The organism is Aeoliella straminimaris, from assembly GCF_024054565.1.
Classification (GTDB): domain Bacteria; phylum Planctomycetota; class Planctomycetia; order Pirellulales; family Lacipirellulaceae; genus Aeoliella; species Aeoliella straminimaris.
Genome location: NZ_JAMXLR010000055.1, coordinates 155,959 through 181,404, shown reverse-complemented (window position 1 = coordinate 181,404; position 25,446 = coordinate 155,959). Strand labels below are relative to the sequence as shown.

Genomic DNA, 25,446 nt, shown 5'->3' with positions numbered 1-25,446 from the left:
CGGAACACCACATGCCATCGCTCACCACCGAAGGATGCCTCGCCCGCCGCCAGCTGTTGCTCGACGCCATGCGCGAGCTGAAACTTGACCGTGTGATCCTCACCCGCGGCGAATCGATCAACTGGCTCACTGGAGTGCATTTGGGGCCGCTGTTCACGCCCACCGCCGCACTCGATGCCGATGGACGGGTGACGCTGGTGCTGCCCGTTCGCAAGATCGACACCCCCGCGGTGGCAGACGTCGTGGCGGGCTACGAGGCCAAATGGCACTCCACGATGCGGAGCGACCAGCCACAGGCCAGTTTACAGGCACTGGGCGAAGCGGTGGGAAGCGGGGCCAAGCAGCTCGGCGGCGAGTTCTCCGTATTCCCGCAATACTTCGAGGCCGACGCCAGCAGCCAATGGACCGATATCGAGCCGGCGATGTTCCGCCTCCGCCGCCACAAACATGCCGACGAACTGGCGATGATGGCATTTGCCAACCGGGCCAATCGCAAGATGTACGAGACGGCTCGACAGATGGTCCGGCCAGGCGCCAACGAGATCGACGTGTTCAACCAGTTGCAAGCCGCGGCGGTGAGCGAACTGGGCGAGCCACTCACCTACATCGGCCAGGACTTTCGCGCCGCCGCGCGCGGTGGTGCGCCCCGCGATCGGGAGGCCCAAGCGGGCGAGCTCTGGATCTTCGACCTGGGCGTCGGCTACCGTGGCTACTACACCGACAACGCCCGCACGCTATCGGTCGATGGTAATCCCACCGAGCGGCAGGTGGCGGCCCACGCCAAGCTGAGCGAGGTTTTCCCGTTGGTCGAGTCGCAGGTTCGTCCAGGTGTAAGCTGCAAGGCAATGTTCGAGGAGGTGCAGAAGTTTCTCGACGCGGCCGACCTGGGCACGTTCAACCACCATCTGGGCCACGGGGTGGGCCTCGCCCCACACGAAGGACCCCACCTGAACCCCCACTGGGACGACACCTTCGCCGTGGGCGACTACTTCACCGCCGAACCAGGACTGTACGCCGAGGACCTGAATGCGGGCCTGCGGCTCGAGCAAAACTACGTGGTCACCGAGACCGGCGTGGAGCTCGTGACCGATTGGCCGCTGGGGGTGTGAGCACAATTTTCCCCTCCGGGTCGGGCTCTGAGCCGCGGGGAGGGCGAGGGACCAGATCGCTATCAGTGAACTTCCGGCACGTAAAAAGTTATCACTAGCGTCAACAGAACCGCAACAGCGACGGCGTAAACCACTTCGCGCTTGGTCAGCTTAAGCGGCTGGCCAAATGGCAACTTCAACATGGCCACGCCGATGGAAGTCGCTATGACTGCGGTGATGAGAGCAACGGGGAACAAGGTCTCAGCCCGAGTTCGTTTCAATTGATACTGCGATATGGTCTTGCCAGAGCACTGACCGTCGTCTGCCTCATTCCGGCGAGCCTGCGTTGCCAGCCCTGAACTTTACGACTGCTTCACCTTTGTACTCTTTTCCTTGGCCGTCAATGCCGACAAAGAACCACTTTTGCTGAAAGTCTTTCAGGTCATTGCTGCCAGCCCAATTCTGCTGGTCGACGGCGGGACTCCCTGGTTCGATCTTGGCGTCCGGACAGGCGTACCAGTCCTCGAAAGTGCTTTGATCCAATACTCCCGAGTTATAGCTGCTCTGGTCGGGTGGAAAGATCCAACGCTGGCCATCCCATGCCAGGATGCCAAACTGAGTGATGGTTAGTGGGCGGTCGAGAGCAGCGACTTCCGTCTTGAAGTGCCAGCGGTACTTCCAGTCGTTGGGATCAGCGTTCGGTCCGCTCGGGCCTCCGACAAGGACAGGTGTGTGTGTCACAGCGAGGCCAGTTGGCAATGTCTCAAGCTTGGATTGTAATGCCGGTGGTTTTAGAGGGACATCTCCGGAACCACAGCCGTAGCCGGAGATGCATCCCAAAATAAGTGCGAATATCCGTCGCATGACTAGGAGGCCATCTGTATCGTGCACATTAAACGTACTTACCGCTTCGTACGGCAGTTTGTTTTGGATTGTACACACTTCCCTAGCACCATGCCAAACACTGGGACAGACTCCTACAGCGCCGTCGCCGCGCTCACTTCGTACTCCGGCGTCTTCTCTTTTCGCTCTACCATTAATGGTTCGATGCGATCGGTCGCCACGTGGTACTGCGGATCTTCGGATAGGTTCACTTCCACCAAATCGCCAGCGCGGTCGAGCAGGCGGCGGCATTCGTTGCTCAGGTGCGTCAGGTGCAGGCGTTTGCCGGCCGCCTCGTACCGTTCGGCCAACGAACTGATCGCCTCCAGGCCCGACTGGTCGTACACGCGGGTGTAGTAAAAGTCGATCACGACGTCCTCGGGGTCGTTCTTGGGGTCGAACAGGTCCTTGAACGACGAGGTCGAGGCGAAGAACAGCGGGCCGTGCAGTTGGTAGATCTTGCTGCCGAACTCGTTGTGCTTGACGTCCACGCCGATGTGCTTGGCGTGCTGCCAGGCGAATACCAGGGCCGAGGCGATTACGCCCAGCACCACGGCCGTGGCCAAGTCGTGCATCAGCACCGTGTAACCCGCCACAAGAATCATCACCGCGTAATCCGAGACCGGTACCTTGCGAGCCATCCGCAGCGATGCCCATTCGAAGGTGCCGATCACCACCATGAACATCACGCCCACCAAGGCAGCCATGGGAATCATTTCGATCCACGGCGCGAGAAACAGCACGAACAGCAGCAGGCACACCGCGGCCGTCACGCCGGACAGTCGCCCGCGACCGCCCGAGTTCACATTAATCAGCGACTGGCCAATCATGGCGCAGCCACCCATGCCGCCGAATAACCCACATACGATATTGGCCACGCCCTGACCGACGCATTCGCGATTGCCCTGGCCGCGGGTTTCGGTAATGTCGTCGATCAGCGAGAGCGTCATCAGCGACTCGATCAGCCCCACTCCGGCGAGTGTCACCGCGTAGGGCAGGATGATCCAGAGCGTCGCGAGCGTCAGCGGCGGCAGGGCGTACTCCAGGAAGAACGGCCGCGGCAGTCCCGCACTCAGGCTGACCGACTCGGGATTCACCCCGGCCATGGCGGCAGTTATTTCGGCCTCGGTGGTTTCGCTACTCGGCGCAGTGGATGCCGGTGCCTGCGTCGTGTGATTGCCAGCGGCCAGGCTGGGATCGACCTCCGCCGCCGCCTGCGCCTTGGCGTTGGTCATCAGCATATCGCCCACGGTGAGCACGACTTGCGACTGGTTCTCGGCAGCAAGTTCGGTGCTGAGCGAATTGTTCATCGCCACCGAAATGCCGGTCACCACCAGAATGGCCGCCAGCGATGCTGGTACCGCGCGAGTGAGCTTGGGCAGCAGCCAGATGATGCTCATTGTGAGCGCCACCAGGCCGAGCATGATCCACAACGCGGGCCCTCGCATGTAGGCCAAATGCCCGGCGTTGCTCACGGTCTTGAAGCTGCCAAACTGGGCCAGCAGGATCACGATCGCCAGCCCGTTGACGAATCCCAGCATCACCGGATGCGGCACCATGCGAATCAGCATGCCGAGCCGGGCCGAGCCCACCAGGATCTGGATCACACCGCATAGCACCACGGCCGGAAACAGGTATTCTACGCCGTGCATCGCCACCAGGCTCACCACCACCACGGCCATCGCCCCGGTGGCTCCCGAAATCATACCAGGGCGGCCCCCCACGATGGCCGTGATCAAGCCGATGAAGAAAGCCGAGTACAGCCCCATAATGGGCGAGACGCCCGCCAGGAAGGCAAACGCCACAGCCTCGGGCACCAGCGCGAGCGCGACGGTCAGGCCGGAAAGGACATCGTTTTTGAGATTCTGAGGTCGGGCAGCAAACAGATCGAGCATGGAGCAGCTAAGTGATTTCGCCTTGGTGAAGTTTCTCGGTTCAGTCCCTGATTCTGCAAAACTAGCGCAGCCGCCAAGCGGAATATTCCGCCAACGAGCAACGCCTGAGGTACAGCAGGTTGCCGCAGACTCTCCGCCAATTTCGACCAGAGCGACAAAAATGCCCTAAAAATCGACTGGCAGCGGCAAGGGGGGTGGGCCAGCACGGAGTGGGTAAGCTCACTACCCTATCACGCGGACTGACTGAGAACAATTGCAAACATCCGTTGGAAGGCGATTTTGGGGAATGGCCAGCCACTTTGGGAGCTGCGGACAGCCACCGGCGTCTGGGGCGCACCCAGGCACGCGGCCACGGCGAGAGCTGAGGGTATCCCCCTGCGTCGCCAAGCCACTGCGGGGGAGACAATTAATCTTCCGGCTCCGTCAGTCGCCCTGCCTTGGCATCCTCCGACAACTCGCTGAATCGCTCCAGCCACGCCGCAGTGATGGCGGCCGAGATGGTCTCTTCTTCCTGTAGCTCCTTCACGCGGGCGCCCCAGTAAAAGCTAATCCAGCCGTCGGTGTGGGGGGCCGAGCGGCGGATGAACTGCTCCACTTCGTCGGGGCCCGCTTTGAGTGCAAAGATTTCCTCCACCACCAGTGGCTTACCGATGTCGTAAGCCCGCAGTGCCTCGACAGCATCGTCGACTTTGCCGCGCTCGGGGTAGAAATGCACCGCGACGAAATCGAGCGACTTGGACACTTCGGGCGAATAAAACAGTGGCTTGCCTCCACCGAAGGCAAACACCCAGGGAATCACACCCACGGTGATAAGGTGGTCTTGGTCGTGTTGACGAATAGCGGCCACCATTTGCTCGACCCAGGCCGCAGCAATCGCACGCGGTTCACGGCCGTGTCGATCGAGCGTGATGCGCTGCACAAAGTACTTGTCGCCCAGTGGCCCCGCCAGCCAGTCACTCGCTGGCTCGTTGCCAGCGATAATCGGCTCGTTCATCAGGTCGTAACAAAGAACTGCCGGCTGTCCTTTGCAAGCCTGAGCGATGGCCTCCCAGAACCTGGCTTGCGCGGCCCAGCGACCTTGTTCGTCGAGCTGGTCGTACCACGGCGGGATGTTCGCCTTGTGGTAGCAAGCCAGTCCGGTGATATCGAGATACAGGCCTACCTCGTCGGCCAGTTTGATCAGCTTCTGCAGTTGCGCAACCGCCTGGGCGTTGGGCGTTTGAGGGTCGTGCATGAACTTGCCGAACTGCAGGTGCACGCGGACGCAGTTGGCGCCAAGCTGTTTGATCTCGCCAAAGTCTTCTTGCACCGTGTCCCATTCGTCGAGCCAGTATTCGTCCAGCAACCGTCCCTGACGATCGTGGTCGTAGTTCACCCCCCACACGACGAATCGTTGGTCGTGCTCGCCCTGCACAAAGTGATCGCCCGATTTGCTGATACGAATCGGCTCGAGTGGCTCCGCCAGCAACGGCCTGATTGCCAGTGCAGACAGAAGGAGTGCCACCGTTTGGACAAACGCATTTACCGATGTACTTATCGCAGGCATGTGAGTTCTCCACACTCGCAGCGAAGGTTAAACGTCGACTCCCTATTAATGCTTATAACACGTGCGTTGGTGTCATAGCGGGGACGGCGTCCAGAGAAGACCAACGAATGGCATTTGGTTGCGTTAGCGCAGTTTGCAGTTTGCCAATTTGTATGACTAGCGGGAATGGAAGATTGAGCCATTTTCATAGTCGTTGGGACATTTTTATAGGTCGCGACCCCAATCGGCAGTGAATGTCGACCCGTTTGTTGCATCTGATACGGCTTACCACGATTGTTGGTACCTACAAAGTCGGAAGAAAAGTTGACTTGCGCCGTAACACACCTTACCATCTGAACTTATCGGCGTGGGAGGAAAGCGTCGATCCAACCCGCTCCGTCGTTCCCTCCTTTGGAGCATGTTGCTTAACGTGGCGCATCGACTGCATAGAGTCGGTTTACGACCGGCGGCGATTCGTTGCTGTCTGAGCAATGATCAGAGCTTGGGCTCTGCTGAGGATCCAGGCGATCAGGAATGCCCTATGCGTTTGAATGGTATTTGTAATCGAGGGCGTCACGTGGCAAGGTTGGCCACGACGGCGCTTGCTCTGTTGGCGGTTGTTGCGGTTCCGAAGTATGGCTTCGGCGATGATGTGCCCGCCACCTCGCTCGAAGCTTCCGTAGCCAAGAGCACCCGCCAGTATAATGACGAAGTCCAGCCGCTGTTGGCCAAGCACTGCTTTGGTTGCCATGGCGCCGACCTGCAGGAGGCGGACGTCCGCCTCGATTCGCTAGATCCTAATATGGTCGCCGGCCACGATGCCGAGCGTTGGCATGCCGCGCTCGACATGATCAACCAGGGGTATATGCCGCCCGACTACGAAGAGCAGCCAAGCGACGAAGAACGTCGCTTGATGGTCGAATGGATGACCGAGTCGCTGGACTTGGCACGCAAGGCGAAGAGCAACAAACCTCAGCCGCGAGTGCGACGATTGACTCGTGAGCAGTACACCAACTCGCTGGCCGAGTTGCTGCATCTGCCGCTTAACTTTGGCAAAAACCTGCCGGCCGAAGCCAAATCGAAAATGGGCTTCACCAATAGTGGCAACGCTCTGCTGACCTCGGGCCTGCACGTCGAGTACTACCAGGCGATCGCGCGAGCCGACCTGCAAAAGGCGATCGTAGCGAAAACGCCACCCGAGACATTTCGCTACCGAGTGACGGTGGGCAAAGGGGTTGGTGCCGGGCGTCATGCGGCGGTGATTGGTGGATTTCAATCCGCACCCATAGCGCGGCAGAACGTGCTGGTGGAGATCTTGGACCAACATGGCCAGCCGCGCCAGCCAACATCGCCGGATGAGCAGAAGCAACTGCGCGGTATCGAATCGAACATTGGCGTTGGGATGCGTGGCTCGAGCGGCGACCGCTACCAGGTGCTCGATGAGGGACTGCTGCTGTACTCGGCCTTGCCGCACCGCGAGCAAGCTCCCAAATCGTGGCAGGGACCCTCGCCCAACATGAAGATGCTGCTCCGGCGGTGCTTTCCCAGCGAAGGCCCGTTTGTTTTGCGCGTGGTGGCCTCGCTGGCCGAGGGTGACGACGACCTGCAGCGGGAAGGGCTAATCGAACTCCGGTCGTCCCAGCCCGTGGTGGGATTGAAGGCCGATTCAGATGAGTTGGCGTCCATTGAAAACACGATCGTCCTCACGGCCACCGAGTGTACGAAGCAAGACCAACTGGTTGCCCGTGGCGACTACCTAGTACCGCAGGATGTGACCAAGCCCTCCTCGGCCGAGTTCGACTTCGAGGTGCCAGAGACCGGCTACTACCACATCGACTTCCTGCACCCACCTGCGTCGGCCGACGCGATGCCTTCGGTGTCGCTGACCATCGACAAATCGGCGCAACACCTGCGCGTGGAGCCAACTGCTGGCGACGGCGAGCAAGTTTCGATCACCCCGCTCTCCCATGCCTACCTGACCGCGGGCACACATCACCTCACGCTGGGCGGCAAGTTCTTTGTCGGGTTCCGCGAGGTGGCCATCTCCCCCCTGCCCTCCGACCACCCCGCCTCGGCGGCGATAGAGCAGGAGCGGGCTACCGCACGAGAGCAAACGCTCAGCCAGTCGGCTGCGCTGAGGGCTTTCGTTGGCAATCGCACGGACGACGGAATGGAGTATGCCGAGCTGGGTGCACCCCAGGTAGTCGCCAACGCCAGTGATCAGCCCGCGACGTTCGAGTTTCATGGCTACTTGGAAGATCTTCCCACGCCCATCCTGGACTTGAGCGAGAAGACATCGCTGTCGAACATCATGATCGTCGGCGTGTGGAACGACCATCTGGCAAAGAACCCGTCCGACCGGGGTGTGCCGGTGGTGGTCAAGTCGATTGAGTTTGCCGGACCCTACTATCCCGAGTGGCCACCCAAAAGTCACACGGAGATCTTCTTCGACTCGCCGCTCCGCGACTCGAATCCTGAAGCCTACACCCGTGAAGTACTCGAGCGATTTATGACGCGGGCCTTCCGCCGCGAGGTATCGGACGCAGAAATCGAACGCTACGTGGAGTTCTGGCAGGCGACCCGCGGCGACTTCGATCGCTATGAGGATGGCGTTCGCGAAGTGCTGGTGGCGGTGCTTTGCTCGCCCCACTTCCTGTACCTCGAGATGCCCGCACGTCAGGAGTCGGGCGAGGCGGCACTCGCCGAACGGCTGGCGTATTTTCTGTGGAACTCGCCCCCCGACGAGCAATTGGCCAAGTTGGCACAGGCAGGCGACCTGCGTAAGCAAGTCGCCGAGCAGGTTGAGCGAATGATTGCGGACGAGCGAATCAATCACTTCATCGATGCCTTTACCGACGAATGGTTGCGGCTCGATCGGCACGCAGCGATGAGCGTCAACATCGGCGCCTACCCCGATTACACACGCTTTGTAAAACGCGACATGGCGCTCGAGACCTCGCACTTCGTGCGGCACGTGTTGCAGAACAACATGAGCCTGATGACGTTTGTCGAGTCCGACTTCGCCATGCTCAACCAGAATCTGGCCGAGTTCTACGGCATCCAAGGCGTCGAGGGAAATCACTTCCGACCCGTGAGCGTCACGCCGGACATGCACCGTGGTGGGCTGCTGTCGCAGGGGGCGTTTCTAACGGGCCACTCCGACGGCACTCAGGCTCATCCGATCAAGCGGGCGGTGTGGGTAAAGGCGAAGATCCTGGGCTCCCCCCCTCCCCCACCGCCACCCAACGTGCCGGAACTCGACCCCGAAACCCCCGGCTTTCAGAACCTGACGCTCAAGGAGCAACTCGAGCTGCACCGCAGTAAGCCATCGTGCAAGGACTGCCACAGCAAGTTCGATCCGTTCGGAGTGGTGTTCGAAAACTACGACGCCGTGGGGCGGTTCCAGACCATGGCCAAGGGCCGGCCCGTCGATGCTCGTACCGAGCTGCCCGATGGAGAAACCATCGATGGCGTTGACCAGCTGAAGACGTACCTGCTTGGCAAACGCGGCGCGGACGTCACCCGGTCGGTGGTGAGCCATCTCTACGCGTACGCAACCGGCCGTGATGTGACGTTTGCCGATCAGCCCCAGATCGATTCCATTACATCCCAAGTTATAGAAGACGATTACCGCATTCAAACCGCGGTGCTCGGCGTGATTCGCAGCCCCGCGTTCTGGCAAGAGTCGCTCACCGGCGATCTCGCCCAATTATCCGAGGCGGTCCCCTCACCAAAGGAAAAACGATGAGTGGCAGATCTCAGAACTCCCGATCACTGAAACTCAGCCGCCGCACTTGGTTGCGCGGTGCGGGTGTGGCGTGCGCGCTGCCTTACCTCGAAGCGATGGGCGCCGCGCTGCCAGCCGCCAAGTCCGCGCCCAAGCGGTTGTGCTACGTCTACTTTCCCAATGGAGCCAGTTTGCCACCCGAGTCGAATCCGGCCCACAGCGAGTGGAGCTGGTTTCCGATGGGCGAAGGGACCGACTACCAGTTCACGAAGGTGCTCCAGCCGCTCGAAGGACTGCGCTCGAACCTTTCGGTGCTTGGCGGACTTAGCCACCCCAACAGCCGCCAGTTGCTGGGGCACCTGGCGGGCGATACCTGGCTCACGGCGGGCGACCTCCGTGGTTCGGCCTACAACAACCAGATCTCCGCCGACCAGGTCGCCGCCCGGCACCTGGGCCGCGGCACCCGCTATCCGTCGTTGGTGCTCTCGACCGACGGCGGCATAGGCTATAAGTCGCGCGTGGCGACCCTCTCCTTTGGCGACGGCGGCCGACCCATTCCGGCCGAGAACCGCCAACGCGAAATCTTCGAACGCTATTTCTCGGGCGGAGCCGGAGCGACCACCAACGAGCGTCGACAGAGTCTTGCGCGGAAGAAGAAGATCGTCGACCTGGTCATGGAAGACACCGCCAGTCTACAGCGGCAACTCGGCCAGCACGATCGCAGCCGGATGGACGAGTACCTCACATCGCTCAGTTCGGTGGAAGAACAGATCCAGCGAAACGAACAGTGGCTCGACGTGCCCCTGCCCGAGGTGGACTCGGGCAAGATCGACTTCGACTGCAATCCGGCGGTCGACCCGACCGCGTACCTGCGGACGATGTTCGATCTGATGGTTATCGCCATCCAGACCGACATGACACGCGTGCTCACTTACATGATGGCTCGCGAGGATGGCATGGGCTTTGGCGAGAATTTCCCCAAGCTGGCCCTGAATATCAAGAAAGGTCACCATGCCATCAGCCACGACCAGGCCGACGGGCACTGGTCGGAATGGGGCAGCTACGACCGTTGGCTGGCCGAGCAGTTCGCCTACTTCCTCACCCGGCTTGAATCCCTCTCCGACGATCACGGGTCGCTGCTCGACAACACCCTGGTGCTGTACGGCAGTGCGTGCAGCACGACGCACAACGCGGTGAACTACCCGCTGGTGCTGGCGGGTGGTTCGGCCATGGGCGTCCGCCACGGGCGTTACATCAAGCAGCACGAAGAAACGCCCATGGCCAACCTGTTGGTCAGCATGCTCAACACCGTGGGCGTGCCGACCGAGCAATTCGGCGACAGCACCGGGCCGTTCACGACGCCGGGCGAACCACTGTTCACGGTTCCAGGCTGATGCGGTTCGTTGGGATCGGTGGTGTTCTGCTACAATCCGCGTACGTCCGCGTCCGATTCCAGCGGTCGTCGGTTTTCAATCTGGCTCTGTAGCAATGGCTGGCCATGCGCGCTCTATTCACTTTTGTCTCGCTCGCCAGCTTGCTGGTGGGCATTTCTGCTCACGCCGCGGAGCTGCCCAACGCGACCGGCCAGCAGTTTACGCTCGAGAACAAAGCCGCCAAGTTGTTTGTGCCCGCTGGGTACCAGATGCCAGAGGACGGTGGTGTTGATCTGCTGATTCATTTTCATGGCGATCCACCGACCGTGTGGAAGAATGCCGAGTATGCCAAGCTGAACGTGGTGATTCTCACGGTCAACTACAACGGGCTGTCGCGGGCGTACTCGGTGCCGGCCTCCAATCCGAAGCTCTTCCCCGCCCTGCTGGATGAGTCGCTCGCGGTGCTCAAGCGCCAGGAGGGATTCCCTGCCGACACTCATTGGCGGCGGGTAGGTGTGTCGTCGTTCAGTGCCGGCTATGGCGCGGTCCGCGAAATCTTGCAGCAGCCCGGCGGCGCCGAACGCATCGATTGCCTGCTGGCGGCCGATTCGCTGTACGCCTCGACGGCCGAGGATAGCACGCCCGAGGATGCACAGATGGCGCCTTTCATCGCCTATGCCAAGCAAGCCGCAGCGGGCGACAAGACCTTTGTGTTCAGCTACTCCCGCGTACCAACCGACGGGTACGAGACCACCAAGGAATGCATCGATGAGATTCTGGCGAAGGTTGATCTGCAACTCGAGCCGACCGATCGCCAGGGACTCGGCGAGCTCGTGTTCAATGAAACGGCCAGCCGCGGCAAGCTGCACGTCTGGGGCACGCCCGGCGACGATGGCCAAGCCCACATGGCCCATCTCCGCTACGTCGGCGAGTTCTTCAAGCAACTGCCACTGGCGAAACGCGAAAAGGACGAGCGGTAGTAGCTACCGTCGCCAGACGGTGGAGGCCACCCTGCAACACTATTGGTCGTTTCGAAGTGGCTCGTGCGCCTGGGGCTTCCTGTTGGCCCTGCCGGTGAGTCGATGGAACACCCGCTCTGCGGCCTTGCTGCCGTACAAGGCGAAGACGAGAAACACCGTGGTGGACGCGGTGAGAAAGAACACCCCGGCAAAATCCATTGCGTCTTGGCTGGGCTGAAGTTCGATGGCAGCCCAAATCTGCACGAGTGCCACGATGCCGGCCAGGCAGCGGAGTATTGGCTGTTTCATGGCGTCTAGCCTCTTGGTCGGTTTTTGCGAAGTATAGACGCAGGTCGCTTGGACGTGAATCCGACTAAAACGAGCACCAGCAAGGGCTCCTCAAACGCTGCATGAGATACGTTCCCACACCCCAGAGTAAGCGAATCAGGCCAGCCGCGGCAATAACGACTGTGATGGCCGCAAGTCTTGCCCTGTCAGTAGCAGTGAGCAGACCTCAGACCAGTAGTTTGACTGTAGCGGAGTGCAAGGCGAACACCGTTGGCTGCACGCACGCAGAACGCGGCGCTTTGGCTCGTCTCTCGCGGATGCTTGCCCCAGGCTATCGTGTTTTGCCCTTGCGGGACTGGTATTTGGCCGGTTCGCCTGTTCCGGTTGATCGACGCAAATCGGTGTTAGCGGGGCGCCGTCGATTCGTGCTACCGGCCGCCACTTTTGGATGGTTGGGGAACGATTCGCTGCGCGTTTCTGGTGGCATGGCGGCCGGGTGACAGATATCTTGCGTGTAAGAAAGTTGCCGTAGATATCCCGCGGGGGTGTGATCAAATTGAGGTGCCGCGCGTACTGCGGGTTGGGATCGAAGGTCCGCGAACCAACGGAGCCGACGCCGCTAGTGGCGAGTGAGTGGGTGTCGTCGGATGGTCAGGGGGGTTTTGGTCCCATTGGGGAGTTTGGCTACACCTCGCTGAAAGGCTGGGGACTACTCTTGGGGGATTTCCCCCTCAGTGGTTGTTTGAGACTGTAAAACAAGGGGTTTCACCACTTGGGGGGGCCCAGAACCACACGAGTTTTGGGCCCATAAATGTCACTGGGGGAATGTTGTGGCAAAACTTGGTTGGGGAACAATCGCCCCCGCGTGAGAGGATGGGAGGTATGGGCAAGCATCGCTGCCGGGTTAGGGGTAGCGGTAATGAATTCGGTCTATGGAAATGGCGCGCACCGTCCTCAGTGGACCCCACTTGGGAGGGGGTAATCGCACTCGGCGTTGACCGGTTTCGCAGGTTCCCTATACTCCGCCCGCCGTGTGGCCGAAGGTGCGTTTCATGAGGAGACTGCGTTTCCAGAGGAGAGTTGCGCGATGTCCCAAGGATGGGTCGATATTCACTGCCACCTGGTGCCCGGCATCGACGACGGGGCCAAGGACCAGAACGATACGCTCGCCATGGCGCGGTTGGCCGTGGCCGAGGGTACCGAGACGGTAATCTGCACACCGCACCAACTGGGCGCTTTCCGCCACAACCGCGGCGACCAGATCCGCCGCCGGGTGCAAGCGGTGCAGGAGCTGCTGAATGCCCATCGCATTCCGCTAGTGGTGATGCCGGGGGCCGACGTACGAATCGAAGACGACATGCCGCAATTGCTGGCCTCGGGCGAGGTGCTGACGCTGGGCGACCTGCGGCGGCACGTGCTGTTGGAACTGCCGCACGAGCTTTACATGCCACTGGAGCCGGTGCTCGACGCGTTGCGCGCGCAGCACCTGGTGGGCATACTTTCGCACCCCGAGCGAAACCGCGGCATCATGCGCACGCCGGAGATCATCGAACCACTGGTCGAAGCCGGTTGCCTGATGCAAGTGACGTGCGGCAGCCTGGCCGGTTCGTTTGGCCCCCAGTGCCAGCAGATTGCCGAACGATTCGTCTCGCGGGGACTGGTGCATTTCCTGGCGACCGACGGTCACGGGCCGAAGTCGCGGCGGCCACTATTCGGTCAGGCAGTGCAGCGGTCCACGGAGCTGGTGGGCGAAGCGGCCACGATGAAAATGTGTCGAGACAATCCTTGCCTGGTGGCCGAAGGTCGCGACGTCGCGGCTGGGCCAATCGCCGTCGCGGCACCGCGGCGTGGCTGGCGGTTTTGGAAGAGGGCCAGTTGATGCAGCACATCTCGCGACGGACCTTTGGCAAGCGGGTACTGGCCGCCGGTGCTGTAGCGCTGGGATGCGGGAGTGGCGTGACGGCATCTGCCTCGGCGGTGCCGAACTGGATTGACCAACGGCAGGTGGGACCGTTCATCTGCCAGTCGGCGTTTCCATTGGTGGGCCACGAAAGTCTGTTGACCGAGCTGGCCCCACTAGAGCGGGAGCTGATCCGCATCTTCTCGTTGCGGCCTTGCAATACGCCGATTTACCTGCACTTGATGGCCAACAAGCGGCAGCACATGGCGTACATCCGCGAGCGGTTTCCCGAGGTGCCCTACCGGCAAGCGTTGTTCATCAAGCAGAACAATCGTGCCAGCGTATTTGCGTACAAGAACCCCGAACTCGACATCGACGTGCGGCACGAGTGCACCCATGCCTTGCTGCACGCCGACCTGCCGATGGTACCGCTGTGGTTGGACGAGGGACTAGCCGAGTATTTTGAACCGGCCAAAGAGATGCGGGCGCGGCACAACCCGCACCTGAGGAAGGTGAAGTGGGACATGCAGCGGAACAAGCTGAAGAGTATCGCCGAGTTGGAGAAGGAAGAGGAGTTGGAGGATATGACCGCGACCGACTATCGGTTCAGTTGGGCGTGGGTGCACTACATGCTGCATGGCCCCGTCGAGGCTCACCGAGAATTGTGGATGTACATGAATGAGATTCGCAGCCGGACGATGCCGCGGCCCTTGTCGCAGCGTTTGGCCGAAGCAATCCCCGACTTGCCGCGTCGATTCCAACAGCACTTCGAGCAATTGTGACCCAGTTGGAACAGCTTTACAGCGGTGCAAGCATGAATTGTTTCTACAATGCTCAAGCCTTAACATTTTCGCCGAACGGGCTGGAGATGCGAACGACAGCTAGTCGATAGCCTTGAACACTGAGTGGCCGCGGTACGCGGGGGCAGCCTGTTCATGCGCCGCCACTTGAGTCACGAACCAAGCCACAGGGAAGTGGTGTTCTAGGAATTTTACGACCCCTCCCCTCAATGACGGACTAGGTGAACGAAACATGCGAACTCGAAATCTTGGCCGTTTGGCCGCTGCTATCGCCTGCCTCGGAATGATCATGCCTACGGCCGCCATGTCGGCCGAACCGGCCGCCCCTCAGGTTCCCAGTCTAGACGTAGCGCTGGGCCAGGGCGGAGTGTTTCGCGGACAGGTTGTTAACGCCCAGGGCGTGGCCCAAGCCCACAAGCAGGTCGCGCTGATGTATCAAGGTCGCGAAGTGGTTCGCACCGTAACCGACGAGCGAGGCGTGTTTGCCGCCCAGGGCCTGCGTGGCGGACAGTATCAACTGGTCACCGAAGGCCAGGCCGCGCCGTTCCGTCTGTGGTCGGCGAACGCCGCTCCTCCAACGGCCCGCCCCTCGGCACTGATCATCGCCGACCAGGGCATCGTCAACGGCCAGTTCGGCACCCTGGGTTACGGCGGCGGCGTCCTGAATTGGATGCAGGCTCACCCGCTGATTGTCGCCGGTGCCGTGGTAACGGCCATCGCCGTGCCGGTTGCTATCACCGCCTCGGACGACGACTCGAGCAGCTAACCGCTCGTTGCCAGCAAGTAAAAACGGTTTCAACCCCACAGGATGCAAGCTCGCATCGTGTGGGGTTGGCCTTTTGGCGAAGTGCAAAAACCGCTAACATTCCGCCGCGCGCGACGATCGATGCGCGCTCGAACCACCACTCGTCGGGGGCTTGGGAGAAGTTAGCGATGCGTAATTCCCGTTTGAGAAACATGATTGTGCGAGTTGTCACCGCCGCCACGATGGTGGCTTCACAGGGTGCCCTGGCCCAAACTCCGGCGGATGAAAACACGCAAGCTCCCGCCGTACCATCGGTCGACGTGATCCTGTCCAGCGGCGGTGTGCTGCACGGCTACGTGGTCAATGGATCGGGCGTTCCTGTGGGCAATGTCGACGTGACGCTGACCTCGCCTGCCGGGGAGGTCGTCGCCGCCAAGTCGGACGAGAAAGGTCGGTTCGGATTCCGCGGCCTGCAGGGCGCTGGGTATCAGCTCGAAACCGAACACGGTGTCGTCGTGTGCCGGGCGTGGACCGCCAAGGCGGCGCCGCCGAAGTCGGCCGCCACACTGCTGCTGGTGCACGACGCCGAGCTGGCTCGCGGCCAGTGGTCGGCCCCTCCCGGAGTCAACAGCGGAGTCAGCCGACTGAAGCGGGCGATGACTAACCCGTTCTTCGTGGCCACCGTTGTGGGTGCCGCCGTGGCGATTCCGGTGGCGATCCACAATGCCAACAAGGACGACTCGAGCAGCTAGTCGGACTTCCTCGCCGTTCCGCTACAGCTTACCACGCATGGTGAAGTAACCCGCCGCTGGCGCGTGACACGACTCGACTTTCGTGGCATGGCTTGCCGATCGCTATAGTAGGCGCAATCTGAATATCGCGCCCAATGGCACGGCGACGCGAGGGACTCCGCGGCCGCCACGATCTGCGGAGGGAAACCGACATGGCGGCGATTGGTTGGTTGGGGTACGCGCGGCTGGCGCATTTCTCGAAACCCAAGCACGAGCGGCAACTGTACCGCGCAATTAAGCGGCACAAGATGCACCGCATCGTGGAGGTCGGCATTGGTTCGGCCGAGCGGGCGATCGGATTGATCACTACAGCCCAGCGCTTTGGTGGCGAAGGCGCGGTCTCCTATACGGGGCTCGACTGGTTCGAGGAGCGTGAGGCTCCCGCGGCGCCATTGCCGTTGATCCACGCCCACCGCCAGTTACAGCTGACTGGCGCTCGTATTCGGCTGGTTCCCGGCTATCCGCCAGCGACGCTGCCGCAGATTGCCAACACGCTGCAGCGGACCGATCTGATCCTCATATCGGCCGCCGTGGATGACGCTTCGCTCGATCGGGCGTGGTTCTACTTCCCACGGATGTGCCACTCGGAGACGCTCGTTCTGCGCGAAATTCGCGAGAACCAAGAACTGAGCCGCTACGAACCGATTGCCGTGGCGGAACTCGAACGGCGCGCGGCCCAGCGAGAATCGCGAAAGGCGGCTTAGTCGTCCAGCATCGCATCGCCGGTGGGCCGCGAGTCGTCGCGAATACGCCACCAGGCCGCCAGGGCGCTGCCGATCACGGAATGGGCCACGGCCGACAGGGCACAGGGTGCAGCGGCGATGGAGATGCCGGTCTCCGGATTGGTGAAATGCTGCTTGGCCAGCACCGCGCCGAGGCCCGAGTTTTGCATGCCGACTTCGATGGAGACGGTGCGGCAAATAGTGGGGTCGTACCGAAACAAGCGAGCGAGCCCGTAGCCCAGCGAAAAGCCGCCCAGGTGCAGCAGGCCCACCGCTGCACACAGCTCGAAAGCGTTGTTCAGCAGTAGCGACTTGTTGGCGCCGATAATATTGGCACAGATCAGGGCGATGGCCACCACGCTCACCAATGGCGAGAACGTGGTCACTTGCTCCACCGTGCGAGGCACCAGGTGATGCAGCGCAAGTCCGGCCAACACCGGCAGCAGCACCACTTGCACCGTGGATTTGAGCAATCCCATCACGTCGACTGGCAGCCGGTCACCCACGAGCCATTCGGTGAGTAGCGGTGTGAGCAGGATTGCGGCGAACGTTGAACAGGTGGTCATCAGCACCGATAGGGCCAAATTGCCTCGCGCCAGGTAGGTCACCACGTTCGAGGCGGTTCCACCAGGGCAGCAGGAAACCAGGATCAGCCCCACGGCCAATTCATCCGGCAGGTCCAAAAGCGTAGCGATCGACCATCCCAACAGTGGCATAATCGAGAACTGTGCCATCACCCCCAGCAGGATGGGGCGTGGCATGAGCAGCACGCGCGCAAAGTCGTCCGCGCTGAGGGTGACCCCCATGCCGAGCATGATGATGCCCAGGGCGGGGACATTGTACGGGGCGAACCAGGCAAACAGGGGGGGATGCCAAAGAGCGGCTACGGCAAAGGCCACCACCCAGACGGGAAATAGGTTGGTGAGCAGGTTGAGCAGGCGAACCAGTCCGGCCACAGGAGGTCTTTCAGTTGTTTTCCCCGGAGAAGAACCGCCAGGATAGCCAGAACCGGCGGGGCCGTCCACGCCATGCAAGCAGAAGTCGGGGCCGCGACAAAATCGCATCTGCACAATTTGAGGTTCCAAGCGTAAGATAGGTAGACTAAAGCTCCCAGGTCTCTCTTGGTGTCCCGCAGGAGTGGGGGATCGGAGTAGCCGCCCCCCCGCCGCGAAGATCATGGCCGATAGCCAAATCGACCCGAATCAAGAGACCATCGAAGCTCCCTCGCCGATTCTGCTGACTGGCAGCACCGATCGGCTGCGAGAAGCCGCGCGCAAGCTGGTGAACGTGGTGGAGGGGTCGACTCCCCACCTCAGCACCGAGACCCGCGATGTGTTGCGGGTACGTTTGTTCGCTGCGAGCGTGTTGTTCTTCATCGGTTTCTTCGCCTTCGAGATTCGCTGGTTCTTCGTGACCGAGAATCTCCTCTCGAACTGGCTGTTCTGGGTCCATGGCACCGTTACGCTGGTGATGGCGCTGATGGCCGTGTTGATGTGGAAGGCCAAGGGAATCTCGCTGGCCAAGCTGCGACTGGCGGAATTAATCATCTTCGCCGACCCTGCAATTTACTTCCTCGTGCTCTCGCAGCAGACACTGCACCGCTCGGCGAACCTGAACGACGGGGCTCACCTGCCGGTGATCGTCGCTCCATGGATGATGCTCATCTTCACCTACGCGCTGTTCATACCTAACACCTGGCAGCGGGCGACGGCCGTCCTGGTGCCGATGGGGCTGGCGCCCTTGAGTGTGCTTGTCTGGCAACGGATCTTCTGTCCCGGGTTCCGGGAATGCATGAACACCGAGGAGTATGACAGCTATCTCAGTGAGCAGGTGATCGTGATGACGGTCACCGTACTGATCGCCGCCGTCGGTGTGCACCTGATCAATCAACTCCGCCGCCAGGTGTTCGCCGCCAAGCAACTCGGGCAATACCGGTTGAAACAGAAACTCGGCAGCGGTGGCATGGGCGAGGTCTACCTGGCCGAGCACCAGATGATGAAGCGTCCTTGCGCCATCAAGCTGATTCGCCCCGAGAAGGCGGGCGACTCGCGCATCCTGGCACGCTTTGAACGCGAGGTTCGCATGACCGCCAAACTGTCGCATTGGAATTCCATCGACATCTTCGACTACGGCAATACATCCGATGGCACGTTCTACTACGTGATGGAGTACCTGCCTGGACACAATATTGGCGAACTGGTCGAAAAGGGAGACGGGCTGCCTTCGGCGCGGGTCGTGTACTTGATGAAGCAGGTCTGCGCCGCGCTGTCCGAGGCGCATGGTATTGGATTGGTGCATCGTGACATTAAGCCAGCGAACATCTTCTGCGCGTATCGTGGGGGGGAGTTCGACGTGGCCAAGCTGCTCGACTTTGGCTTGGCGAAGCCCACCGTGCAGACCGAGGACAGCAACCTGACGCAGGAAGGGGCCATCACCGGCTCGCCGCTGTTCATGTCGCCCGAGCAGGCTACCGGCGAAAGCGATGCCGATGCCCGCAGCGACATCTACTCGCTGGGTGCCGTTATGTTCTACATGCTCACGGGCCGGCCGCCGTTTGTGTACGAGCAAGCCATGCGGGTGATCGTGGCCCACGTGTCGGACGATCCGCCGCTGGTCCGAGAGTTTGCCCCCGCGGTGCCGATGGAGCTCGAGGAAGTGGTCATGCGCTGCCTGGAAAAAGACCCCGACGATCGATTTCAGAGCGTGGCATCGCTGCGGGCAGCGCTAGCCGAAGTGCCGCTGGTGGACGACTGGACCACGGACATGGCGGCCGACTGGTGGAACTGTAAGGCCTGCCCGCAACGCAAGGCCCTGGCGGCCGCGGCGGTCGAGGCGGCGGCCGTCTGACGCTGCTGCCGACCGAAAGCCGGAAGTGCCTAGCCCGGGGCGAACCCGCGGCCTAAACTAGTAGTCTTCCTGCGGTGAGCGTTCGCTCACTCCCCATGTTCCTCATTCCCCCCAACCCTCTGCCCCCCTACCTGCAATGCCTCGCACGCTGTTCGAAAAAATCTGGGACAATCACGTTGTACATGCCGAACCGGGGCGGCAGGCCATTCTATACATCGACCTTCAGTTGGTGCATGAAGTGACTAGCCCACAAGCGTTCGAGGGGCTCCGCCTGGCAGGCCGCCAGGTGCGGCGGCCCGAACGCACCGTGGCCACGGCCGACCATAATGTGCCCACCAGCGACCGGAGCCTGCCGATCGTCGACCAGGTGAGCAAGCAGCAGATCGACACGCTGCGGGCCAACTGTGCCGAGTTCGGCATCAAGTACTACGATCTGGGCGACATCCACCAGGGCATTGTTCACGTGATCGGCCCCGAACTCGGGTACACACAGCCCGGCATGACCATCGTCTGTGGCGACAGTCATACCTCGACCCATGGCGCGTTCGGCGCCCTGGCGTTCGGCATCGGCACCAGCGAAGTCGAGCACGTGCTGGCTACGCAAACGCTGCTGCAGTCGAAGCCCAAGACGCTCGAACTGCGTGTCGACGGCAAATTGGGCCCCGGGGTCACCGCCAAGGACATGATCCTCTACCTGATCGGTCAGATCTCCACGCACGGCGGTACCGGCTACTGCATCGAGTATACCGGCGACGTCGTTCGCAATCTGACGATGGAAAACCGCATGACCGTTTGCAATATGTCGATCGAAGCTGGTGCACGGGCCGGTATGATCGCTCCGGATGAGAAGACCTTCGAGTACCTGAAGGGCCGCCCCTTCTGTCCTCAAGGGGAAGCTTGGGATGCTGCGGTGGCCGAGTGGCGCCAACTGCCCACCGATGAGGGAGCTACCTACGACAAGAGCCTGGTGTACGACGGAGCCGACATCGCCCCGCAGGTCACCTGGGGCACCAACCCCGGCCAGGTGGCGAGCGTCACTTCTTCGATTCCCAACCCTAGCGACTTCAGCGATCCCACTGACCAGAAGACCACGGCCATGGCCCTGCACTACATGGGCATCGAGGCGGGCCAGGCGATAACCGACCTGAAGCTCGATCGGGTGTTCATCGGCAGCTGTACCAACGCCCGCATTGAGGACCTGCGTGCGGCGGCCGAAGTGGTGAAGGGTCGCAAGGTCTCGGGCCATGTCAGCGCAATGGTCGTACCCGGTAGCGGCCTGGTGAAGAAGCAAGCCGAGGAAGAGGGCCTCGACCAGGTCTTCCGCGAGGCGGGCTTCGACTGGCGCGAGGCAGGCTGCAGCATGTGCCTGGCAATGAACCCCGACAAGCTCTCGCCCGGCGAGCGTTGTGCCTCGACCTCCAACCGCAACTTCGAGGGGCGCCAGGGCCGTGGTGGCCGCACCCACCTGGTCTCCCCGGCGATGGCCGCCGCCGCCGCGATCGAAGGCCACTTCGTCGACGTTCGCGACTGGGGCTGATCTCCACCTGGCCCATTGCCCGAAACTATTCCGCAATCCAAACTCCGTTTACCCCAATTGCCATGAAACCTTTTACCGTTCACAAAGGCCGTGTCGTCGCGATGGACCGTGCCAACGTCGACACCGATCAAATCATCCCCAAGCAGTTTCTCAAGCGGATTGAGCGGACCGGCTTTGGAGAGTTCCTGTTCTGGGATTGGCGGAAAAAGGAGGACGGCTCGGACGATCCGGATTTCGAGCTCAACCATCCGCATGCCGAAGGATCCAGCGTATTGCTCGCCCGCCGGAATTTCGGTTCCGGCTCCAGTCGCGAGCACGCTCCGTGGGCGCTGGAGGACTACGGCTTTCGCGTGATCGTCGCCCCGAGCTTCGCCGACATCTTCTACAACAACTGCTTCAAAAACGGCATGCTGCCGATCGAGCTCACGGAAGAGGAAGTCGAGGAGTTGTTCAAGCGTCATGGGCAGCACGAGCACTACCATCTTACGGCCCACCTGGAAGACCTGAAGCTGACCGACGATCATGGATTTGAGGCCAAGATCGAAGTCGACTCATTCCGTCGCCACTGCTTGCTGAATGGGCTGGACGACATCGGGCTCACACTCGAGTACGAACACAAGATTGCCGCTTACGAAGCTGACAATGGTTAGATCCAGCACGCCACTGCGAATGTTAGTCGGCCTCACCTTGCCGCTGTGGATAGCAACCACAGCCACCGCACAAGAAGTTGCCGGCACGCCGGAGGTGCAGACCATAGCCGAAGGTCTGGCTCGTCCCTGCAATCTGGCATTGCGGCTTGGTGGCAGCCGTTCGGGGCCGAACCTGATGGTGGCTGAGGGAGACACCGGCCGGGTGTTGGGCCTATCGACCAGGAACCTCGATGGCGGGCTGGTGGAGGTCATTGAGCCAGCGGCTGAAAGTGACAAGTGGGGCGACGCTCATCTGGTGTTTCGCTCGCGCAACCGCGTGCTCATGGCGCAGGCTGCCAAGGATGGCTCGGCCATTCGGGTGGTCGAGTTCGACATCGACGACGACAGTCTACCCATGTCGCGGGACGAGCAATCGCTGCGGTTGGAATACCAACCCGACTCCGGCACGGCCGAGCTGACCGGTCTGACCCGCGAGTCCGACCTGCTGGTGTTGTCCACCGGCAAGCATCAATGGCTGCTGAAGGCCAAGATTCGCAGTGGTCCGCCTGCCGAACTCGAGCCTTTTATCCGTACGCAGGACGTGACCGAGATTGGCTCACCCCGCACTGTAACGTTCAGCCGCAAAGGATACCTGGTGGATGTAGAACAGGGCGAGGAGACGGCAGATGGTGCAACGCTGGTATTTTACCATCCGGTGAACATTGCAGAGGAGCCGCTACTGCAACTGCCGATCGAGCTCTCGGGCGTAGTTTCGCTGGCGTACAGCCCGGAAACTGGCAATTTGTATGCGGCGAGTCGGGCGGCGGATTCGTCCCAGTCCGGAGTGTACCGTCTGGACGCTCACTACGATGCTTCCAGCGGCGACCAGTCGTGCCAGGCAGTTCGCGTGGTCGAAGTCGAGGATCCCACTGCCCTGGTGTTCGACAACTCGGGCGCACTGTTCATTGCCACGGCAGGCGCCGAGGGCGAGTCCAATGGCAACCTGCTACGGGTCGCACCAGGACTGTAGTCGCCGTTTGCCTGTAGCCAAAAACTGAAGAGAACCGCCATGGCGTCCCGACGCGAGAAGATCGAAGCGATGCTGGCCGATGACCCCAGCGACCAATTTCTGCGTTATAGTCTGGCGATGGAGCTCGACAAAGAAGGCGACCATGATCGCAGCCTGGATCAGTTGACCGAACTGATCGAAGGCGACCCGCCTCATGTACCTTCGTTCTTCATGGCGGGCCAGCAGCTCACCCGGATTGGTCGCATCGATAAGGCCCGCGACGTGCTGCGCGTCGGCATTGAAGTCGCCCGCCAGCAAGGCGACGCCCACGCCGCCGGCGAGATGAGCGAGTTCCTGTCTTCGCTGGGGGCGCTCGGAGAGTAGAGGGCATCACCCAGAGTCTGCGAACAGGCAAAGAAACGCCCAGGCAGATTCACGACATGTTCGCCACTTCTTCTTTGATGCGTTCCCAAAGTCCCGGCGCGATATCGTGTGGCAGCTCGCGAAAGTGCTCCTTGAGCACGCGATCCGGATCCTCGCCAAAGTAAACCGCTGCGGCACCGCAACTGATCGACGGCGAACGACTCAGGCCGGCGCTACAGCAGACCAATGTGGGAACTCCCTCACGCAACAATGTCACCACGGTTTGCAGTGCAAGGCGGAATGCCGCGGCTCCGTTCTCCGCAGAATCGACGAGCGGAATACGAATGTAGGTGAAGTCTCGCGGCGGTTGTGCTGGCGGCTCATTCACGGCGAGGTCCACCACTGCCGCGACTTGGTTCGAGAGCTCGGCGCGCCATGGCCGAAGGTCGTGGGCGTTGCCAACCCATAGTTCGTTGGCGAGCACGTCACGCATCCTTGAGTCCTCGTAGGTAGCTACTTCTTGCACGCCTCGGCCACTGCGCAGCTTGCGCAGGAGCTACATCCCCCCTGCCCTTTTGCTTCCTCGGTCCCGCAGCCGGGACCGCAGCCTTCGAGCAGTGTGTTGGTGAACTTTCGGAACTGGACGGTCGCTTCGTAGGTTTCGGCCAGCTCGGCGGTCAGGGCGTCGACATCCGGGGTGACCTCTCCCAGAAAGTAGAAGTACAGCCCCTGCCCGTCCATTAGCAGTTCGACGTCCATCAGGGCCACTGGCAGTCGGCGATCTTCCAACAGCTTGTTGCACTCGGCGAATGCCTCGTCGCGGCGGCGTTCCATCCGCTCGGCTAGCATTTCGTCCTCGACCGTCATCAGCCGCAGGAGTTCTCCGTCTGCTCCAGCCGCATCCTGCCAACCGCTGGGCTCGGCAAGCACCTCGCCCGCCTCGACGCCGCGGACGGTCCGCACCACCACTCGGCGGCCACGGGGGTAGATGGCCCCGTCAGGCGAGCGAAATTGCCCCACGAGGCCCATGGCGCCAACACGAACTAAATGACTCGACATACGGTATCTCGACCCGACCATTGGGTGGTCGGCAGGGAATATAGTGGGTGAACTCTTCATTGTGACCCGCCCCGCACACTGTGGGCAAGGGCAAATGGCTGGCTCCCTTGCTTCGATGCGGCCGGGTGTCGATACTGGCAGGACGCTCTATTTCGCGAAAGGATGGACTGATTACGATGACCCGCACTGCCACCCCTGCCTTGTCCCCGGCCACTTCTCAGTGGCACGAATTTGCCGATCGCGTACTGGCCGGCGAGACACTCTCTGCCGCCGAGGCCGAGAGCATACTCACCGCACCCGATTCCGAGTTGCTCAGCGTGTTGGACGCGGCCTACCGCGTGCGACAGCACTACTTTGGCAACCAGGTGCAGTTGTACCTGCTGATGAATGCCAAAAGCGGCCTGTGCCCCGAGGATTGCCAGTACTGCTCGCAGTCGAAGGTCTCTGAAGCAGAGATTCCCAAGTACAACATCCTGAGTCGCGACAAGCTGATGGACGGTGCCAAGGTGGCTGCCGAGCGTCAGGCCAAAACCTACTGCATCGTCATCTCGGCCCGCGGTCCCAACGAGCGCGAAATGCAGGCGGTCGAGCAGATCGTGCCGGAGATCAAGAGCAAGTACGATCTGAAGATCTGTGCCAGCATGGGGCTGCTTACCTCGCAGCAGGCCGACCGACTCGCGGCCTGCGGCGTCGACCGGGTGAATCACAACCTGAACACCGGCGAGGACTACTACGCCGATATCTGCACCACGCACGGGTACTCCGACCGCGTCGATACTCTGAAGGCCGTTCGTTCGGCCGGCATGGAAATGTGCAGCGGTGGCATCATCGGCATGGGGGAAAAGCCCTCGGACCTGGTGCAAATGGCCATCGAGCTTCGCGAATTGGGCGTCCATTCGATTCCGGTGAACTTCCTCAATGCGATCGAGGGCACCCCGCTCGAGGGCAAGGACACCCTGACCCCGCAGCGGTGCCTGAAGGCCCTGGCGATGTTCCGCCTGGTTTGTCCCGATCGCGAGATCCGCATCGCGGGCGGCCGCGAGATCCATCTTCGCAGCTTGCAGCCGCTGGGGCTGTACGCTGCCAACTCGATCTTCGTCGGCGACTACCTGACCACCCAGGGGCAGACCCCCGACGCCGACTACCAGATGATTCGCGACCTGGGCTTCGAGGTTGTCGAAGCGGCCGAAGCACAGCGCTGCTAGCATCGCTCGCATTTTGCCTCGCTTAGCTATCCGGAAAATCCGTTGCGATTCTCTCAACTCGCATTCGCCTTGCTGCCGATACCCCTTCGATAGCAGGCGAAC

At 61.4% G+C, this 25,446-nt stretch carries 23 protein-coding genes; 15 read left to right on the top strand and 8 right to left on the bottom strand.

Annotated features, from left to right (window positions below):
• Nucleotides 1-11: 11 nt before the first annotated feature.
• Entirely contained in the window at nt 12-1,109 is a 1,098-nt protein-coding gene (locus NG895_RS15985; RefSeq protein WP_252853525.1) for a M24 family metallopeptidase, read from the top strand.
• 62 nt (nt 1,110-1,171) lie between these two features.
• On the opposite strand, the gene NG895_RS15980 is transcribed toward NG895_RS15985, so the two are convergent.
• The 4 genes from NG895_RS15980 to NG895_RS15965 form a co-directional block, all read right to left on the bottom strand.
• A complete protein-coding gene (locus tag NG895_RS15980; protein ID WP_252853524.1) occupies nt 1,172-1,369 on the bottom strand; it encodes a hypothetical protein in 198 nt (65 codons plus the stop codon).
• Between the two features lie 46 nt (nt 1,370-1,415).
• The gene (locus NG895_RS15975; RefSeq protein ID WP_252853523.1) at nt 1,416-1,829 is read right to left on the bottom strand and encodes a hypothetical protein; all 414 of its coding nucleotides are present in this window, start codon (nt 1,827-1,829) and stop codon (nt 1,416-1,418) included.
• Between the two features lie 236 nt (nt 1,830-2,065).
• On the bottom strand, nt 2,066-3,865 hold the full coding sequence (locus tag NG895_RS15970; RefSeq protein ID WP_252853522.1) for a SulP family inorganic anion transporter: 1,800 nt from the start codon (nt 3,863-3,865) through the stop codon (nt 2,066-2,068).
• A 406-nt stretch (nt 3,866-4,271) separates the two neighbouring features.
• The gene (locus tag NG895_RS15965; RefSeq protein ID WP_252853521.1) at nt 4,272-5,411 is read right to left on the bottom strand and encodes a cellulase family glycosylhydrolase; all 1,140 of its coding nucleotides are present in this window, start codon (nt 5,409-5,411) and stop codon (nt 4,272-4,274) included.
• A gap of 556 nt (nt 5,412-5,967) precedes the next feature.
• Here NG895_RS15965 and NG895_RS15960 point away from each other — a divergent pair.
• The 3 genes from NG895_RS15960 to NG895_RS15950 all read left to right on the top strand — a co-directional run bounded on the left by NG895_RS15960 (nt 5,968) and on the right by NG895_RS15950 (nt 11,470).
• On the top strand, nt 5,968-9,138 hold the full coding sequence (locus NG895_RS15960; protein WP_252853520.1) for a DUF1592 domain-containing protein: 3,171 nt from the start codon (nt 5,968-5,970) through the stop codon (nt 9,136-9,138).
• Nucleotides 9,135-10,511 carry a DUF1552 domain-containing protein gene (locus tag NG895_RS15955; protein WP_252853519.1) on the top strand — a complete coding sequence of 459 codons (1,377 nt, stop codon included), beginning with the start codon at nt 9,135-9,137 and terminating at the stop codon, nt 10,509-10,511. Before NG895_RS15960 ends, NG895_RS15955 begins: the two co-directional genes overlap by 4 nt.
• A gap of 104 nt (nt 10,512-10,615) precedes the next feature.
• Complete coding sequence (locus tag NG895_RS15950; protein WP_252853518.1) at nt 10,616-11,470, top strand: hypothetical protein; 855 nt, start codon at nt 10,616-10,618, stop codon at nt 11,468-11,470.
• 39 nt (nt 11,471-11,509) lie between these two features.
• On the opposite strand, the gene NG895_RS15945 is transcribed toward NG895_RS15950, so the two are convergent.
• A complete protein-coding gene (locus NG895_RS15945) occupies nt 11,510-11,758 on the bottom strand; it encodes a hypothetical protein (protein ID WP_252853517.1) in 249 nt (82 codons plus the stop codon).
• A 1,066-nt stretch (nt 11,759-12,824) separates the two neighbouring features.
• Here NG895_RS15945 and NG895_RS15940 point away from each other — a divergent pair.
• From NG895_RS15940 to NG895_RS15920, 5 genes are all read left to right on the top strand, one after another.
• Nucleotides 12,825-13,616 carry a tyrosine-protein phosphatase gene (locus NG895_RS15940; protein WP_252853516.1) on the top strand — a complete coding sequence of 264 codons (792 nt, stop codon included), beginning with the start codon at nt 12,825-12,827 and terminating at the stop codon, nt 13,614-13,616.
• On the top strand, nt 13,616-14,419 hold the full coding sequence (locus tag NG895_RS15935) for a DUF1570 domain-containing protein (RefSeq protein ID WP_252853515.1): 804 nt from the start codon (nt 13,616-13,618) through the stop codon (nt 14,417-14,419). The genes NG895_RS15940 and NG895_RS15935 overlap by 1 nt, the downstream gene beginning before the upstream one ends.
• Before the next feature lie 250 nt (nt 14,420-14,669).
• Entirely contained in the window at nt 14,670-15,203 is a 534-nt protein-coding gene (locus NG895_RS15930; protein WP_252853514.1) for a hypothetical protein, read from the top strand.
• 167 nt (nt 15,204-15,370) lie between these two features.
• Entirely contained in the window at nt 15,371-15,934 is a 564-nt protein-coding gene (locus NG895_RS15925; RefSeq protein WP_252853513.1) for a carboxypeptidase-like regulatory domain-containing protein, read from the top strand.
• A gap of 134 nt (nt 15,935-16,068) precedes the next feature.
• On the top strand, nt 16,069-16,677 hold the full coding sequence (locus NG895_RS15920) for a hypothetical protein (RefSeq protein WP_252853512.1): 609 nt from the start codon (nt 16,069-16,071) through the stop codon (nt 16,675-16,677).
• On the opposite strand, the gene NG895_RS15915 is transcribed toward NG895_RS15920, so the two are convergent.
• The gene (locus NG895_RS15915) at nt 16,674-17,651 is read right to left on the bottom strand and encodes a bile acid:sodium symporter family protein (RefSeq protein WP_252853511.1); all 978 of its coding nucleotides are present in this window, start codon (nt 17,649-17,651) and stop codon (nt 16,674-16,676) included. The two genes, NG895_RS15920 and NG895_RS15915, sit on opposite strands and share 4 nt — an antisense overlap.
• A 220-nt stretch (nt 17,652-17,871) precedes the next feature.
• Between NG895_RS15915 and NG895_RS15910 the strand changes: the two genes are divergently transcribed.
• From NG895_RS15910 to NG895_RS15890, 5 genes are all read left to right on the top strand, one after another.
• Complete coding sequence (locus tag NG895_RS15910; RefSeq protein ID WP_252853510.1) at nt 17,872-19,542, top strand: serine/threonine protein kinase; 1,671 nt, start codon at nt 17,872-17,874, stop codon at nt 19,540-19,542.
• A 136-nt stretch (nt 19,543-19,678) separates the two neighbouring features.
• Nucleotides 19,679-21,079, top strand: coding sequence for a 3-isopropylmalate dehydratase large subunit (gene leuC / locus NG895_RS15905; protein ID WP_252853509.1), 1,401 nt, complete (start codon nt 19,679-19,681; stop codon nt 21,077-21,079).
• 62 nt (nt 21,080-21,141) lie between these two features.
• A complete protein-coding gene (gene leuD, locus NG895_RS15900) occupies nt 21,142-21,729 on the top strand; it encodes a 3-isopropylmalate dehydratase small subunit (RefSeq protein ID WP_252853508.1) in 588 nt (195 codons plus the stop codon).
• Nucleotides 21,722-22,738 (top strand): hypothetical protein, encoded by a 1,017-nt coding sequence (locus tag NG895_RS15895; RefSeq protein WP_252853507.1) that lies wholly within the window; start codon nt 21,722-21,724, stop codon nt 22,736-22,738. Before leuD ends, NG895_RS15895 begins: the two co-directional genes overlap by 8 nt.
• 39 nt (nt 22,739-22,777) lie before the next feature.
• Complete coding sequence (locus NG895_RS15890) at nt 22,778-23,101, top strand: tetratricopeptide repeat protein (RefSeq protein ID WP_252853506.1); 324 nt, start codon at nt 22,778-22,780, stop codon at nt 23,099-23,101.
• A gap of 49 nt (nt 23,102-23,150) precedes the next feature.
• Here the strand turns inward: NG895_RS15890 and NG895_RS15885 are convergent, their stop codons facing one another.
• Together NG895_RS15885 and NG895_RS15880 are read right to left on the bottom strand one after the other, a co-directional pair.
• The gene (locus tag NG895_RS15885; RefSeq protein WP_252853505.1) at nt 23,151-23,573 is read right to left on the bottom strand and encodes a dual specificity protein phosphatase family protein; all 423 of its coding nucleotides are present in this window, start codon (nt 23,571-23,573) and stop codon (nt 23,151-23,153) included.
• A 20-nt stretch (nt 23,574-23,593) separates the two neighbouring features.
• Complete coding sequence (locus tag NG895_RS15880) at nt 23,594-24,139, bottom strand: PSP1 family protein (protein WP_252853504.1); 546 nt, start codon at nt 24,137-24,139, stop codon at nt 23,594-23,596.
• 176 nt (nt 24,140-24,315) lie between these two features.
• Here NG895_RS15880 and bioB point away from each other — a divergent pair, with 176 nt between their 5' ends.
• Complete coding sequence (bioB, locus tag NG895_RS15875) at nt 24,316-25,344, top strand: biotin synthase BioB (protein WP_252853503.1); 1,029 nt, start codon at nt 24,316-24,318, stop codon at nt 25,342-25,344.
• Nucleotides 25,345-25,446: the final 102 nt, after the last annotated feature.

Excerpts from the sequence above, each read along its gene's own strand:
- NG895_RS15985 (WP_252853525.1), top strand. The coding sequence starts at position 12 with ATGCCATCGCTCACCACCGAAGGATGCCTCGCCCGCCGCCAGCTGTTG.
- NG895_RS15970 (WP_252853522.1), bottom strand. The coding sequence starts at position 3,865 with ATGCTCGATCTGTTTGCTGCCCGACCTCAGAATCTCAAAAACGATGTC.
- NG895_RS15965 (WP_252853521.1), bottom strand. The coding sequence starts at position 5,411 with ATGCCTGCGATAAGTACATCGGTAAATGCGTTTGTCCAAACGGTGGCA.
- NG895_RS15955 (WP_252853519.1), top strand. The coding sequence starts at position 9,135 with ATGAGTGGCAGATCTCAGAACTCCCGATCACTGAAACTCAGCCGCCGC.
- NG895_RS15950 (WP_252853518.1), top strand. The coding sequence starts at position 10,616 with ATGCGCGCTCTATTCACTTTTGTCTCGCTCGCCAGCTTGCTGGTGGGC.
- NG895_RS15945 (WP_252853517.1), bottom strand. The coding sequence starts at position 11,758 with ATGAAACAGCCAATACTCCGCTGCCTGGCCGGCATCGTGGCACTCGTG.
- NG895_RS15940 (WP_252853516.1), top strand. The coding sequence starts at position 12,825 with ATGTCCCAAGGATGGGTCGATATTCACTGCCACCTGGTGCCCGGCATC.
- NG895_RS15935 (WP_252853515.1), top strand. The coding sequence starts at position 13,616 with ATGCAGCACATCTCGCGACGGACCTTTGGCAAGCGGGTACTGGCCGCC.
- NG895_RS15930 (WP_252853514.1), top strand. The coding sequence starts at position 14,670 with ATGCGAACTCGAAATCTTGGCCGTTTGGCCGCTGCTATCGCCTGCCTC.
- NG895_RS15925 (WP_252853513.1), top strand. The coding sequence starts at position 15,371 with ATGCGTAATTCCCGTTTGAGAAACATGATTGTGCGAGTTGTCACCGCC.
- NG895_RS15920 (WP_252853512.1), top strand. The coding sequence starts at position 16,069 with ATGGCACGGCGACGCGAGGGACTCCGCGGCCGCCACGATCTGCGGAGG.
- NG895_RS15910 (WP_252853510.1), top strand. The coding sequence starts at position 17,872 with ATGGCCGATAGCCAAATCGACCCGAATCAAGAGACCATCGAAGCTCCC.
- leuC (WP_252853509.1), top strand. The coding sequence starts at position 19,679 with ATGCCTCGCACGCTGTTCGAAAAAATCTGGGACAATCACGTTGTACAT.
- leuD (WP_252853508.1), top strand. The coding sequence starts at position 21,142 with ATGAAACCTTTTACCGTTCACAAAGGCCGTGTCGTCGCGATGGACCGT.
- NG895_RS15895 (WP_252853507.1), top strand. The coding sequence starts at position 21,722 with ATGGTTAGATCCAGCACGCCACTGCGAATGTTAGTCGGCCTCACCTTG.
- NG895_RS15890 (WP_252853506.1), top strand. The coding sequence starts at position 22,778 with ATGGCGTCCCGACGCGAGAAGATCGAAGCGATGCTGGCCGATGACCCC.
- NG895_RS15885 (WP_252853505.1), bottom strand. The coding sequence starts at position 23,573 with ATGCGTGACGTGCTCGCCAACGAACTATGGGTTGGCAACGCCCACGAC.
- NG895_RS15880 (WP_252853504.1), bottom strand. The coding sequence starts at position 24,139 with ATGTCGAGTCATTTAGTTCGTGTTGGCGCCATGGGCCTCGTGGGGCAA.
- bioB (WP_252853503.1), top strand. The coding sequence starts at position 24,316 with ATGACCCGCACTGCCACCCCTGCCTTGTCCCCGGCCACTTCTCAGTGG.